The sequence below is a fragment of the Streptomyces sp. MspMP-M5 genome (genome assembly GCF_000373585.1).
In the GTDB taxonomy this organism is placed as follows: Bacteria; Actinomycetota; Actinomycetes; order Streptomycetales; family Streptomycetaceae; genus Streptomyces.
On the sequence record NZ_KB891882.1, the window covers coordinates 54,833 to 69,437 of the forward strand.

Annotated in this window: 10 protein-coding genes; 9 read left to right on the top strand and 1 reads right to left on the bottom strand. The window is 74.4% G+C overall.

Going from position 1 to position 14,605, the window contains the following annotated elements; translation table 11 throughout:
* The first annotated feature begins 169 nt into the window (after positions 1-169).
* The 6 genes from miaA to hflX all read left to right on the top strand — a co-directional run bounded on the left by miaA (position 170) and on the right by hflX (position 8,782).
* Positions 170-1,108 carry a tRNA (adenosine(37)-N6)-dimethylallyltransferase MiaA gene (gene miaA / locus B073_RS0111475; RefSeq protein ID WP_018538238.1) on the top strand — a complete coding sequence of 313 codons (939 nt, stop codon included), beginning with the start codon at positions 170-172 and terminating at the stop codon, positions 1,106-1,108.
* A 109-nt stretch (positions 1,109-1,217) separates the two neighbouring features.
* On the top strand, positions 1,218-1,772 hold the full coding sequence (locus tag B073_RS0111480; protein ID WP_018538239.1) for a hypothetical protein: 555 nt from the start codon (positions 1,218-1,220) through the stop codon (positions 1,770-1,772).
* An 86-nt stretch (positions 1,773-1,858) separates the two neighbouring features.
* Positions 1,859-2,734 (top strand): diaminopimelate epimerase, encoded by an 876-nt coding sequence (gene dapF, locus B073_RS0111485; RefSeq protein WP_018538240.1) that lies wholly within the window; start codon positions 1,859-1,861, stop codon positions 2,732-2,734.
* Between the two features lie 209 nt (positions 2,735-2,943).
* Complete coding sequence (locus B073_RS0111490; RefSeq protein ID WP_018538241.1) at positions 2,944-5,100, top strand: RelA/SpoT family protein; 2,157 nt, start codon at positions 2,944-2,946, stop codon at positions 5,098-5,100.
* A gap of 316 nt (positions 5,101-5,416) precedes the next feature.
* Positions 5,417-7,057 carry a M1 family metallopeptidase gene (locus tag B073_RS0111495; protein WP_018538242.1) on the top strand — a complete coding sequence of 547 codons (1,641 nt, stop codon included), beginning with the start codon at positions 5,417-5,419 and terminating at the stop codon, positions 7,055-7,057.
* Positions 7,058-7,294: 237 nt separating this feature from the next.
* On the top strand, positions 7,295-8,782 hold the full coding sequence (gene hflX, locus B073_RS0111500; protein ID WP_018538243.1) for a GTPase HflX: 1,488 nt from the start codon (positions 7,295-7,297) through the stop codon (positions 8,780-8,782).
* Positions 8,783-8,929: 147 nt separating this feature from the next.
* Here hflX and B073_RS0111505 read toward each other — a convergent pair whose 3' ends face one another.
* Positions 8,930-10,117, bottom strand: a complete 1,188-nt coding sequence (locus B073_RS0111505; protein WP_026247274.1) for a trypsin-like serine peptidase — start codon at positions 10,115-10,117, stop codon at positions 8,930-8,932.
* 280 nt (positions 10,118-10,397) lie between these two features.
* Between B073_RS0111505 and B073_RS0111510 the strand changes: the two genes are divergently transcribed.
* From B073_RS0111510 to B073_RS0111520, 3 genes are read left to right on the top strand one after another with little or no spacing between them, the layout of a single operon-like run.
* The gene (locus B073_RS0111510) at positions 10,398-11,792 is read left to right on the top strand and encodes a diaminobutyrate--2-oxoglutarate transaminase family protein (RefSeq protein WP_018538245.1); all 1,395 of its coding nucleotides are present in this window, start codon (positions 10,398-10,400) and stop codon (positions 11,790-11,792) included.
* Positions 11,789-13,813 carry an IucA/IucC family protein gene (locus B073_RS0111515; protein WP_018538246.1) on the top strand — a complete coding sequence of 675 codons (2,025 nt, stop codon included), beginning with the start codon at positions 11,789-11,791 and terminating at the stop codon, positions 13,811-13,813. Before B073_RS0111510 ends, B073_RS0111515 begins: the two co-directional genes overlap by 4 nt.
* Before the next feature lie 36 nt (positions 13,814-13,849).
* Positions 13,850-14,530, top strand: coding sequence for a GNAT family N-acetyltransferase (locus tag B073_RS0111520; protein WP_018538247.1), 681 nt, complete (start codon positions 13,850-13,852; stop codon positions 14,528-14,530).
* Positions 14,531-14,605 lie beyond the last annotated feature (75 nt).

Sequence of the window (14,605 nt, forward strand, 5' to 3'; positions counted from 1 at the left end):
GCTCCTCTTGTGGGCGAAATCCCTCGTCGCCCGGAGCGTCCGCTTGCGCCGCCCGACGGGCCCCGGCAGCGCACCGGCGTTCGGGATCTCGCAACAGGCAACGAGGCCGTGGGTGCCTCGTCACGTCGCTCGTTCGAGATGGCACCGTGAGGTTTGCGAGACTGACGGGGTGAACACCGTCGCCCCCGCACCGCGGGTCATCGCCGTCGTCGGCCCCACCGCGGCCGGAAAGTCCGATCTGGGCGTCGCGCTCGCCCGGCACCTGGACGGCGAGGTGATCAACGCCGACTCCATGCAGCTCTACCGCGGCATGGACATCGGCACCGCCAAGCTCACCCCCGAGGAGCGGCAGGGCGTCCCGCACCACCTGCTCGACATCTGGGACGTCACCCGCGCGGCCAACGTCGCCGAGTACCAGCGGCTCGCCCGCGCCGAGATCGACCGGCTGCTCGCCGAGGGCCGCACCCCCGTCCTGGTCGGCGGCTCCGGCCTCTACGTCCGCGGTGCCCTCGACGTCCTGGAGTTCCCCGGCACCGACCCCGCCGTCCGCGCCCGCCTGGAGGCCGAACTCACCGAGCTGGGCAGCGGCGCGCTGCACGCCCGGCTCGCCGCCGCCGACCCGGGCGCGGCCCGCGCCATCCTGGCGAGCAACGGCCGCCGGATCGTGCGCGCCCTGGAGGTCATCGAGCTCACCGGCCGCCCGTTCACCGCCAGCCTCCCCGGCCACGAATCGGTCTACGACACCCTCCAGATCGGCGTGGACGTCGAGCGCCCCGAACTCGACGAGCGGATCGCCGTACGGGTCGACCGGATGTGGGAGGCCGGCCTGGTCGAGGAGGTGCGCCGGCTGGAGGCCGAGGGGCTGCGCGAGGGCCGTACCGCCTCCCGGGCGCTCGGCTACCAGCAGGTGCTGGCGTACCTGGCGGGGGAGTGCACGGAGCAGGCGGCGCGCGACGAGACGGTGCGCGCCACCAAGCGCTTCGCGCGCCGTCAGGACTCGTGGTTCCGCCGGGACCCACGGGTCCACTGGCTCAGCGGTGCCGCCGACCGTCGGGCCGATCTCCCGGCCCTGGCACTGGCGTTGCTCGAACGACCGGTCACAGCCTGATCACGTCATGGCATCGGGACGCTCCGGCCGTCATCCGGGCCGCTGAGGGCGTGTCATCATCGACCTTCGATCGAGGCGTGCAATCTGGCAGTGGGGAGGGCGCGTGGCAATGGAGGCCGGCCCTCGCAACCGAGCCCAGCAACCGGACGCGGACGGCGCCGCGGCGCCGCCGCCGGCCACGGACGGCCCGGCCGTGGACGGCGCCCACGACGAACCGCACGACCGCGTGCACGCGTCCGACGACGGCATCCCCGACGGCCACCCCGCCACCCTCGACGCCTCGGACGGCCCCGACGCCGAGCCGGGCCCGGCACCCGAGGGCGGCGAGTCCTTCCGCGACCTGCGCCCGCCCCGTCGGCTGCGGCTGTGGCAGCTCGCCCCCATCGTGGCGCTGGCCGCCCTCGGCTCCCTGATGTTCGCCTTCCCGCTGGCCTTCGAGTTCGGCGCCGACGGCGGCGCGGTGATCGCCATGCTCGGCCTGCTGCTGTGCTGCTGCGCGGCCGGCGCCGGCATGATGGCGGCCCGCCGGGTCGGCCACACCTGGCCCGGCCTCCCGGCCCGCGGCTCCGGGCGCCGCCCCAGCTGGCGGGTGGTGCTCCTGTACGCCGGCGCGGTCGCCGTCCCCGCCGCACTCGCCATCTGGCGGGTGGCCCGCCTCCGCTGAGGCACCTCGCCCGGCCCGGCTCCCCGCCCGTTGCCGGGCACGGCCCCGACCGGGCCGACGCTCCGCTTCCCCCGTAGGATTCAGGAGTGACCACGCAGCGCATCGCCTTCCTCAAGGGCCACGGCACCGAGAACGACTTCGTGATCGTCCCGGACCCGGACGGCCGGCTCGATCTGCCCGCGACCGCCGTCGCCCGGATCTGCGACCGCCGCGCCGGAGTGGGCGGCGACGGACTGCTGCACGTCGTCCGGTCCGCCGCGCACCCGGAGGCGCGGGCGATGGCCGACGAGGCCGAGTGGTTCATGGACTACCGCAACGGCGACGGCTCGATCGCCGAGATGTGCGGCAACGGCCTGCGGGTCTTCGCCCGGTACCTCCTGCACGCCCGGCTCGTCGAGGCCGGCGACCTGGCCGTCGCCACCCGCGCCGGGGTGCTCCGGGTGCACCTCGCCAAGTCCGGCGACGTCACCGTCGCCATGGGGCGCGCCGCGCTCCCCGAGGACGGCGTGGTGGTCGAGGTCGGCGGACGCAGCTGGCCGGCCCGCAACGTCAACATGGGCAACCCGCACGCCGTCGCCTTCGTCGAGGACCTGGCGCACGCCGGTGAGCTGCACGAACAGCCGCGGTTCGGCCCCGCCGCGGTGTATCCGGACGGCGTCAACATCGAGTTCGTCGTGGACCGCGGCCCGCGCCATGTGGCGATGCGGGTGCACGAGCGGGGCGCCGGCGAGACCCGCTCCTGCGGCACCGGTGCCTGCGCGGTGGCCGTCGCCGCCGCTCGCCGGGACGGCCTGGACCCGGCCGCGACCGGCACCCCGGTGACGTACACCGTCGACGTGCTGGGCGGCAGCCTGACCATCACCGAGCTGCCGGACGGCACGGTCGAGATGACCGGCCCGGCCGAGATCGTCGCCGAGGGCAGCTTCGAGCCGGAGTGGTTGGCCGGCGCACTCGCCGGCTGACGGGGCGCCGGGGCACGCCCGCCGCCCAGGGGAAACGGTTTCGGCGGACAGAAACGGTTCAGGCCAGAAAGTTCCCTCGAATGGGTGATCCGTTTCACGCTGAGCGAGAGGTGGGCAGCGCTGCGTGATGGGCTCGGTAGCATCAAGCACCGGCCCGGGCGACCGAACTGACGGCGTCCCACCGCCGGTCGACGCCGCCGGAGGTGCCCATGAGCGCAGAGGCCACGAACCCTGGTAACCCCGAAGCAGGCCGCCGGCGCGGCCGCCCCCGGCCGGCACTCCGGGGACTCCGCCGCATCGGCCACGCCGCACTCCTCGGCCCCGCCCCCCGTGACGGCCTCCCGGACGCCCTGGAACACGTCGCCAAGGTGCACCGCCACCACCACCCCGACGCCGACCTCGACATCCTCAGCAAGGCGTACCACCGCGCCGAGTCCTCGCACCGCGGCCAGCTGCGCAAGAGCGGCGAGCCCTACATCACCCACCCGCTCGCGGTCACCCTGATCCTCGCCGAACTCGGTGCCGAGACAACGACGTTGACCGCCTCCCTGCTCCACGACACCGTCGAGGACACGGAAGTGACGCTTGATCAGGTCCGTGCGGAGTTCGGCGCCGAGGTCTGCTATCTCGTCGACGGCGTCACCAAACTGGAGAAGGTCGACTACGGCACCGCGGCCGAGCCGGAGACCTTCCGCAAGATGCTGGTCGCCACCGGCAACGACGTCCGGGTGATGTCCATCAAGCTCGCCGACCGGCTGCACAACATGCGCACCCTCGGCGTGATGCGCCCCGAGAAGCAGGCCCGGATCGCCGGCGTCACCCGCGACGTACTGATCCCGCTCGCCGAACGCCTCGGCGTCCAGGCGCTCAAGACCGAGCTGGAGGACCTGGTCTTCGCGGTCCTGCACCCCGAGGAGTACGCCGAGACCCGCCATCTCGTGGAGCGGTACGCCGGCCGCCGCGACCCGCTCGCCGCGATCGCCGCCCGGGCCCGGACGGTCCTCGCCGAGGCCGGCATCGACGCCCAAGTCCTCGTCCGTCCACGGCACTTCGTCTCCGTGCACCGGGTCCTGCTGGCGCGCGGCCGGATCAGCGGCGCCGACCTGGGGCGGCTGCTGGTCCTGGTGGCCGAGGACGCCGACTGCTACGCCGTCCTGGGGGAGCTGCACACCTGCTTCACCCCGGTGGTCTCGGAGTTCAAGGACTTCATCGCCGCGCCCAAGTTCAACCTCTACCAGTCGCTGCACACCGCCATCACCGGGGAGCACGGCGAGATCGCCGAGACCCTGATCCGCACCCACCGGATGCACCGGGTCGCCGAGGCCGGGGTGATCGCCCTGGGCAACCCGTACACCCCCACCGACGGCGCCGACGCACCCGACGGCGAACGCGCCGACCCGACCCGCCCCGGCTGGCTCGACCGGCTCCTGGAATGGCAGCGCACCACCCCCGACCCCGACACCTTCTGGACCTCGCTCCGCGACGACCTCGCCCAGGACCGGGAGATCACCGTCTTCTGCGCCGACGCCGCCCCGGACGGCCCCGGCGGCACCATCGGCCTGCCCGCCGGGGCCAGCTGCGTGGACGCCGCGTACGCCCGGCACGGCGAGGTCGCGCACGGCTGCATCGGCGCCCGCGTCAACGGCCGCCTCGCCACCCTCGGCACCGTCCTGCACGACGGCGACAGCCTCCACCTGCTGATGGCCCAGGACTCCGCCGGCCCGTCCCCGGAGTGGCTCGACCACGCCCGCACCCCCGCGGCCCGGCTCGCCATCTCCCGCTGGCTGGCCCGGCCCCAGGGCCCCGGCGAACCCCCTGCCGCGCCCGCCGGCCGCCGCAGCGAGCGCCGCCGGGCACCGGCCCGCCGGCCCCCCGGCCTGGACCGCCCGGCGGCCGCCTCCGTCCTGGTGGTGGCCGACCTGCCGGGCGCCACCGTCCGACTGGCCGGCTGCTGCACCCCGGTGCCGCCGGACACCGTCACCGGCTTCGCGGTCCGCGGCGGCACGGTCACCGTGCACCGCGCCCAGTGCCCGGCGGTGGCCCGGATGGCGGCGACGGGCCGGCAGCCGGTCGGGGTGCGCTGGCGCGGCGCGGCCAAGGGCGGCCACGGCTGCCGGGTGACGCTGCTGGCCGAGGCGTTCAGCCGCCCGCACCTGCTGCCCGACCTCACCGAGGCGATCGCCGCCCAGGGCGCCGCCGTGGTCTCCGCCGCCGTCGAGCCCCCGCACGAGCAACTGGTCCGGCACACCTACACCCTCCACCTGCCCGACGCCGCCGCGCTGCCCTCCCTGATGCGCGCGATGCGCCAGGTCCCCGGCGTCTTCGACGTGGTCCGCGCCGCCACCGCGGTGCGCTCCGCGCCCTAGGGCGCTTCTGACGGATCTCCGCGGCGTCGCGGCGTCTGGCACGCACTCTCGTGGCGTTGCCGAAATGCCTCCATAGCTCCGCTATGAAGACATCCCGGCGCCTTGCGAGAGCACGCACCAGACGCCGCTCCTTCCTCCACGGAGATCCGTCAGAAGCGCCCTAGGGCACCCCCAAGAGGCCGGGCGCCCGCAATCCGACCGATCAAGGGCAGATCAGGCATGCGGGCGCAAGCGGGACGGCCGAGGTGCCGCCCGTTCGGGTGCCGTCGTGCCGTGCCGTCCACGGGCGGGCAGGCCGCGCTGATAGCGGTAGCGCATGTCCCTTCCCTTGCGCCGTTCGTCCTGCGAGCCCCAGGGGCCCGCCGCCGACCGCACCACCGCCGCCGACCGCTCCGCCGCCCCCGGCCGGGACCGCCCCCGGGCCCGCCGCGGCCGGATTCCCCGCCGGGCCACCGCCCTCGGGCTCGCGGTCGCCGCCACGATCGCCGCGGCCGCGCCGCAGCCACCCGAGCCGGAGGGCATCGGCGACCGCCTCTTTCCGTCGCTCGGCAACCCCGGTTACCGCGTCACCGCGTACGACATCTCCCTGGACTACGCGGGCCGCAACGACCGCCCGCTGGACATGGTCACCGCGATCAAGGCCCGGGCCACCGCCAACCTCGACCGGCTCAACCTCGACTTCGCCGACGGCACCGTGCGCTCCGTCACGGTCGACGGAAAGCCCGCCCGGCACGAACAGGCCGGCGAGGACCTGGTGCTCACCCCGGCCGCGCACATCTCGCCCGGCCAGGACCTGCGGATCGTCGTGCACCACACCAGCGACCCGCGCGGCCGCGGCAACGGCGGCTGGATCCGCACCAACGACGGCCTGGCGATGGCCAATCAGGCCGACGCCGCGCACCGGGTCTTCCCGTGCAACGACCACCCCTCCGACAAGGCCCAGTTCACCTTCCGCATCACCGTGCCCGAGGGGCTGGTGGCCGTCGCCAACGGCCTGCCCGTCGACGCCGGCGGCCGCGCCGCGCGCCGCACCTGGACGTACCGCACCGCCCACCCCATGGCCACCGAGCTGGCCCAGATCTCCATCGGGCGCTCCAGCGTCCTGTCGCAGCGCGGCCCGCACGGTCTGCCGCTCCGCGACGTCGTCCCGGCGTCGGCCAAGCCCGCGCTCGCCCGCTGGCTCGCCAAGACGCCGGAGCAGGTGGCCTGGATGGAGCGGAAGGTCGGAAAGTTCCCGTTCGAGGCGTACGGGGTGCTGGTCGCCGACGCCAGCACCGGCTTCGAGCTGGAGACCCAGACCCTCTCGCTCTTCGAGAAGCGCCTGTTCACCACCGCCCAGCTGCCCGACTGGTACGTGGAGTCGGTGATGGTGCACGAGCTGTCCCACCAGTGGTTCGGCGACAGCGTCAGCCCCCGCCGGTGGTCCGACGTCTGGCTCAACGAGGCCCACGCCACCTGGTACGAGGCCCTCTACGCCCAGGAGAAGGGCGGCCAGCGGGTCTCCTTCGAGGCGCGGATGAAGAAGGCGTACGAGATGTCCGACAGCTGGCGCGCCGACGGTGGCCCGCCGGCCCTGCCCAAGATCCCTGAGCACGGCCGGAAGATCAGCATCTTCCGCCCGGTGATCTACGACGGCAGCGCCCTGGTCCTGTACGCGCTGCGGCAGAAGATGGGCCAGGCCGGCTTCGACCGCCTGGAGCGGGAGTGGGTGTCCAGGCACCACGACGGCGTGGCCGGCACCTCGGACTTCATCGAGCTCGCCTCCGAGATCTACGGCCACAACCTCTCCGGCTTCCTCTGGGAGTGGCTCTACGGTGCCAAGACCCCGGCGATGCCCGGCCATCCCGAGTGGAAGCCGCAGGTGGCCGCGCAGAGCAAGGCCAAGGGCGCCGCACCGCAGTCGGCGGCGCCGCGCGCGGCCACCACGAAGAGTGCCGCGCACCTCCACAAGCGGTGACCGGCGCCGGGGGCGGGCGGCCCGCGCCCCCGTACGGGCGGCAGCGCTCCGCCCGTACGGGAAAACCCGCGTGACGCCCGTCTCCGGGCCGTGCGACCATCAACGGGCCGACAACCGCCGGCCGGCCCGGGAATCTCCCGGCCGGCCCGGACGTTGAGCAGACCGAACGGCACAGCCATTCCAGTCCCGACGGGACCCACCGGTCCCCGGGGGGCTCCCTACGACGCAAAGGATCAAATGACCTCCTCTTCTTCCCTTCCGCAGGACCGGCAGCGCCTCCCCGAGAGCCTTCGGGCCGACGCCCTGATGGAAGAGGACGTCGCCTGGAGCCACGAGATCGACGGGGAGCGCGACGGCGACCAGTACGACCGCTCCGAGCGTGCGGCGCTGCGCCGCGTCGCCGGGCTCTCCACCGAGCTCGAGGACGTCACCGAGGTCGAGTACCGCCAGCTGCGCCTGGAGCGCGTGGTGCTCGTCGGTGTCTGGACCTCCGGCACGGTGCAGGACGCGGAGAACTCCCTCGCCGAGCTGGCCGCGCTGGCCGAGACCGCCGGCGCCCAGGTGCTCGACGGCGTCATCCAGCGCCGCGACAAGCCCGACCCGGCCACCTACATCGGCTCCGGCAAGGCCCTGGAGCTGCGCGACATCGTGCTGGAGTCCGGGGCGGACACCGTCGTGTGCGACGGTGAGCTCTCCCCGGGCCAGCTGATCCACCTGGAGGACGTCGTCAAGGTCAAGGTGGTCGACCGGACCGCCCTGATCCTCGACATCTTCGCCCAGCACGCCAAGTCCCGGGAGGGCAAGGCGCAGGTCTCGCTGGCACAGATGCAGTACATGCTGCCCAGGCTCCGCGGCTGGGGTCAGTCGCTGTCCCGGCAGATGGGTGGCGGTGGCTCCGGTTCGGCGGGCGGCGGCATGGCCACCCGTGGCCCCGGTGAGACCAAGATCGAGACGGACCGGCGGCGGATCCGCGAGAAGATGGCGAAGATGCGCCGGGAGATCGCGGAGATGAAGACCGGCCGGGACGTCAAGCGCCAGGAGCGCCGGCGCAACAAGATCCCCTCGGTCGCCATCGCCGGCTACACCAACGCCGGCAAGTCCTCCCTGCTCAACCGCCTCACCGGCGCCGGCGTCCTGGTGGAGAACGCCCTGTTCGCCACCCTGGACCCGACCGTCCGGCGGGCCGAGACCCCCACCGGGCGGCTCTACACCCTCGCCGACACCGTCGGTTTCGTCCGCCACCTGCCGCACCACCTCGTCGAGGCGTTCCGCTCCACGATGGAGGAGGTCGCCGACGCCGACCTCATCCTGCACGTGGTCGACGGCTCGCACCCGGTGCCGGAGGAGCAGCTGGCCGCGGTCCGCGAGGTGATCCGCGACGTCGGCGCCACCCAGGTGCCCGAGATCGTGGTCGTCAACAAGGCCGACGCGGCCGACCCGCTGACGCTCCAGCGGCTGCTGCGCCAGGAGAAGCGCGCGTTGGTGGTCTCCGCCCGCACGGGCGAGGGCATCGCGGAGCTGCGGGCTCTGCTGGACGCGGAACTCCCGCGTCCGCAGGTCGAGATCGAGGTGCTGGTGCCCTACACCCGGGGCGCACTGGTCGCGCGGGCGCACGCCGAGGGCGAGGTGCTCTCCGAGGAGCACACCGCCGAGGGCACGGTCCTCAAGGCCCGCGTCCATGAGGAACTGGCCGCCGAGTTCCGGCCGTTCGTCCCGGCCGCCTGACGGCCGGTCCGCGCCCGGCGCACATACGGCGAAGGCCCGTCCCCGGATTCCCCGGGGGCGGGCCTTCGCCGTGTACCGCAGAGGTGGTGCGTGCGCGGTGTACGGGCGGGCGGCGCCGTCGCCCGGCACCGCCCGTCCGTCACGTCGCTACTGCTGGTTCGCCCACTTCTTGCTCATCGCGTCGAAGATCGACTTGGCCTCGGTGCCCAGGTGCGGGCCGGCCAGCCACTGGGCCGGACGCGGCCCCATCGACGTGTTGGAGATCAGCACCGGCTTGCCGTCCGCGCCCTTGATGAACCACGGGCCGCCGGACGAACCACCGGTCATGGTGCAGCCGATCCGGTACATGGTCGGCTTCTTGGCGTCCATCGTCAGCCGGGTCGGCTTGGTGGTGCAGGACTGCTCCGTCGCGCCGTCGAACGGCGGCTCGGCCGGGAAGCCCTGCGCCGTCAGGCTCGGGATCTTCGACATCGCCGGGGCACTGAAGTCCACCGCGTAGGCGCCGCCGGCCATCTCCTCCAGCGACTTGCCGCCGGTGCTCTCCTCCGGCTTCACGTGCATCAGCGCGAAGTCGTACGGAGCCATCGGCACGCCCGGGACGTCACCGCCGCCGGCGATCCACTCCTTGGACGTCGCCATGTCGTCCGCCCACCACTTGCCGGAAGGGACGCGGTCCTCGAACGGCGTGGTCTTCATCTGGGCGGCCGACGCGCCGGTCCGGTTGAAGTTCGGCACGAACATCATGTTCCGGTACCAGCCGCCGTTCTTGCCGGCGTGCACGCAGTGCGCCGCGGTCCACACGAGGTTGGACTTGCCCGGGTGGGCCGGGTCCTTGACCACGGTGGCGGAGCAGCGCGACTCGCCCTTCGGCGTGCTGAACAGCAGCAGGCCGATGCCCGGCGCGGTGGAGGTGTACGGCGTCTGCACCGAGCGCGCGGGGACGGCCGTCGGCTCCGGGTCGGTCTTGCCCTGGTCCTCGGTGATGTCCGAGGTCTTGCTCGGGTCCTGGGGCGGCTTGACCTTATTGATCTTGTCCGGGTCCCAGAAGTTCTTGATGACCGGGTTGATGAACTCCCCGGCCTCGCGGAGCCACTTGTCCTTGTCCCAGTTCTTCCACTCCCCGTTCTTCCACTTGTCCAGGTCGACGCCGTGCTCCTTGAGCTTGTCCTGGAGGTCCTTGGGGATCTTGATCGCACCCCCGCCCGAGGTGTCCTGGGCCGACTCCGACGGCTTGGCGTCCGCGTTGTCGCCGGACGGGCCGCAGCCGGTCGCGGTCAGCGCCACGATGGCGGTGAGGGCGGCGGCCGCTAGCACGGGCCGACGTATCGATCGCATGGGTGGTTCTCCCCCTGTGTCAAACGGGCTGAGCCGGTGCGGCTCATGAGTGGTGCCCCCGTCCGGCTCTTGTCATGAACCGCAAGATCCGGGTGCAGCCCCCCACTATGCCGGTGTTCGGAGGGACGGCGGTACTCGGGGCCCTGGTTCCCGACGTCAAGGATCTTGCCCTCGGCCGTGTTCCCGCGCGGGTGCCGTCGTTGGTACGTACGGGGGACGGCCGCTGCCCGCCGGGCCCGCGCGGTACCCGACAGTTCACCAGCAGGAGGACACAACTGCCGTGGCGTTGACCGAAACCGTGCCGGCGGCCGCACCGCCGGCCCACGAGGGGATCCTGCGCCGCCAGGCCCTGCGTGAGTCCGCCGCCCGTACGTATGCGCGCTCGTTGCCGATCGTCCCGGTGCGCGCCCGCGGGCTGACCATCGAGGGCGCCGACGGCCGCCGCTATCTCGACTGCCTCTCCGGTGCCGGCACCCTTGCGCTGGGCCACAACCACCCCGTGATCCTGGAAGCCATCCGCACCGTCCTCGACTCCGGCGCGCCGCTGCACATCCTCGACCTCGCCACCCCGGTCAAGGACGCCTTCGTCACCGAGCTGTTCGCCACCCTGCCCGGGGAGTTGGCCGAAAAAGGCCGGATCCAGTTCTGCGGACCGGCCGGCACGGACGCCGTCGAGGCCGCCCTCACCCTCGTCCGCACCGCCACCGGCCGGGAGGGCCTGCTGGCCTTCTCCGGCGCCTACCACGGCATGACCGCGGACGCCCTGACCGCCTCCGGCGGCGCCCGGCACCCCGGCGCGACCCGGCTGCCCTACCCCTACGCCTACCGCTGCCCCTTCGGCGTCGGCGGCGAACGCGGCGCCGAACTCTCCGCGCGGTGGACCGAGAACCTCCTCGACGACCCCAAGGGCGGGGTGCCCCGCCCCGCCGGGATGATCCTCGAACCGGTCCAGGGCGAGGGCGGCGTGATCCCCGCCCCGGACGGCTGGCTGCGCCGGATGCGCGAGATCACCGCCGCCCGCTCCGTCCCCCTCATCGTCGACGAGGTGCAGACCGGCGTCGGCCGCACCGGCACCTTCTGGGCCGTCGAGCAGAGCGGCATCGTGCCCGACGTCCTGGTCCTGTCCAAGGCCATCGGCGGCAGCCTCCCGCTCGCCGTCATCGTCTACCGCGAGGAGTTGGACGCCTGGCGCCCCGGCGCCCACGCCGGCACCTTCCGCGGCAACCAGCTCGCCATGGCCGCCGGCACCGCCACCCTCGCCTACGTCCGCCGCAACGGCCTCGCCGCCCGCGCCGCCGAGCTCGGCGCCACCATGCTCGCCCGGCTGCGCGCACTGGCCGCCGCCCACGACTGCATCGGCGACGTCCGCGGCCGCGGCCTGATGCTCGGCCTGGAACTCGTCGACCGCGACGCCGGCGCCGACGCGCTGGGCGCCCGCCCCGCCGACCCGGTGCTGGCCGCCGCCGTCCAACGGGCCTGCCTCGACCGCGGCCTGATCGTCGAACTCGGCGGCCGGCACTCCGCCGTCGTCCGGCTGCTGCCGCCCCTGACCCTCACCGACGAACAGGCGGACGCGGTCCTGGACCGCCTCGCCGACGCCATCGCGGCGGCCGTCCGCACCACCCCCGGGCCCCCGGGATCGTCCCCCACCACACTGCGAGGCACCCCCGCATGAACGAACGCCCCGGCTCCGACGGCACCCACGCCGCCGAACGGCTCCCCGCCCCCCACCAGGGCGCCGGCCTCATCGAGCCGTCCGTCCCCCGCCAGGGGCGCCGCCCCGGCGACGACACCTGCCACCAGCAGACCCCGGCCGCCGGCCACCGCGCCCCCGGCCGGCCCGACCCCGTGCGTCACCCCGACGCCGACCCCCTCGACCACCCGGACCCGGCCGTCGCCGCCGACGCCGCCGGCATCGAGAACCTCCTGCGCTGCTGGCTCCGCGAACACGGCACCGCCCGCCCCGTCGCCGGCCGGCTGCGCCTCCCGCTGCACGCCAGCGCCACCGCCCTGCACATCCCCGTCCGCTACTGGTCCGCCACCGGCTGGCACCGCCTGGGCGCCCCCGCCCTCGAAGGCACCCCGCCCGGCTCCGCCCCGCTGGACGCCGTCACCCTCGCCGCCCTGCTGCGCCGCGAGGCCGCGCACGGCGGCGACCGGCGGGCCTCGGACGGCGGCGAACACCGGGTCGCCGACGGCGACGAACCGCCCGCCGCGGACGACACCCCGCAGGCCCCGGACGGCGACGGCGCCGAACTGGTCGGCCGGGTCGCCAACTCCGTACGGAACACCGCCCTGTTCATCGCCGACCGGCGCGCCCGCCCCGCCGAGGAGCCGGGCTCCCGTTTCCTGGACGCCGAGCAGTCTCTCCTCCTGGGCCACCCCCTGCACCCCACGCCCAAGAGCCGCGAGGGCCTCACCGACGCCGAGCTCGGCGCCTACTCGCCCGAACTCCGCGGCGCCTTCCCGCTCCACTGGATGGCCGTCGACCCCTCCGCCGTCGCCACCGACTCCGCCTGGACCGAGCGCGGCCGCACCGTACCGGCCGCCCAACTCGCCGCCGAACTGGCCGGCGACGGACTGCCGCTCCCCGAGGGCACCGTGCCGCTGCCGCTCCACCCCTGGCAGGCCCGGGACCTCGCCGCCCGCCCGGAGACCGCCGCGCTGCGCGACGCCGGACTGCTGCACGACCTCGGCCCGCACGGACCCCACTGGTACCCCACCTCCTCCGTCCGCACGGTCTGCCGCCCCGGCGCACCCGCGATGCTCAAGCTCTCGCTGGGCGTCCGCATCACCAACTCCCGCCGGGAGAACCTCCGCAAGGAGCTGCTGCGCGGCGTCGAGGTCCACCGGCTGCTGCGCACCGGCCTGGCCGCGCAGTGGCAGGCGGCCTTCCCCGCCGCCCCCGGCTTCGACATCGTCCGCGACCCCGCCTACCTCGCCGTCGACGGCCCGGACGGCACCCCCGTCCAGGGCTTCGACGTCGTCATCCGCCACCAGCCCTTCGGCCCCGACGAGGACGCCGTCTGCATCGCCGGGCTCACCGCACCGCGCCCCTGGCCCGACCACGGCGCGATGCGCTCGCGGCTGGAGAGCGTGGTCGGCGCGCTCAGCGCCCGCACCGGGCGGCCGGCCGGCGCGGTGGCCACGGAGTGGTTCCTGCGCTACCTCGAAGCGGTCGTCCGGCCCGTCCTCTGGCTCGACGGGACGGCCGGCGTCGCCCTGGAGGCCCACCAGCAGAACACCCTCGTCCTGCTGGACGCCGACGGCTGGCCGGCCGGCGGCCGCTACCGCGACAACCAGGGCTACTACTTCCGGGCCTCCCGCCGCGCCGAACTGGAGCGCCGGCTGCCCGGCATCGGCGCCGCCAGCGACACCTTCGTCGCCGACGACGTCACCGACGAACGCTTCGCCTACTACCTCGGCATCAACAACGTCCTCGGTCTCATCGGGGCGTTCGGCGCGGCCCGCCTGATCCGCGAGGAGGTGCTGCTCGCCGCCTTCCGCCGCTTCCTCGCCGACGCCGCCACGGCCCCCCGGGCCCACCGCTCCACCCTGCCGGAGCTGCTGCTCTCCGCCCGCACCCTGCGCTGCAAGGCCAACCTCGCCACCCGGCTGCACGGCCTGGACGAGCTCGTCGGCCCCGTCGACACCCAGTCCGTCTACGTCACCCTGTCCAACCCGCTCGCGCTCTAGACCCTGTCGTCCCCCAGCCCCACAGGAGAGCGTCACGTGCCCTCGACCGCATCCGGCCCCACCTCCGCGCCGGACGACACCCGCGGCGACCCGCCCGCGCCCCACCCCGGCGCGACGCCGCCCGCAGCCCCCACCCCGGCCGCGGGCCCGCTGCTGGACGACCTCGCCGGCTGGCCGCCGGCCGACACCCCCGCCGGGCCGTTCGCCCTCGTCCCCGTGGAGCCGGACCGCGACCTGGACCGGATCACCGCCTGGATGAACGATCCGGCCGTCGCCGCCTTCTGGGAGCTGGCCGGCCCCCCGGAGACCACCGCCGCCCATCTGCGCACCCAACTGGACGGCGACGGCCGCAGCGTGCCCTGCCTGGGCGTCCTGGACGGCGTCCCGATGAGCTACTGGGAGATCTACCGCGCCGACCTGGACCGCCTCGCCGGCTACTACCGTGCCCGGCCCCACGACACCGGCATCCACCTGCTCATCGGCGGCAGCGGCGACCGCGGCCGCGGCCTCGGCACCGCGCTGCTGCGCGCCACCGCCGACCTCGTCCTCGACCACCGCCCGCGCTGCGCGCGCGTTCTGGCCGAGCCCGACCTGCGCAACACCGGCTCCGTCGCGGCGTTCCTCGGCGCCGGCTTCCGCTACGCCGAGGAGATCGAACTCCCCGAGAAGCGCGCGGCGTTGATGATCCGCGACCGCGCGCACCGCCACCGGCTCTGACTCCGGGGCCGTCCGTCGACGGCCCCGGTCCGGTCCGCCATCCACCCCGCCGGTCCGGTTGTCCCCCGCACGTGC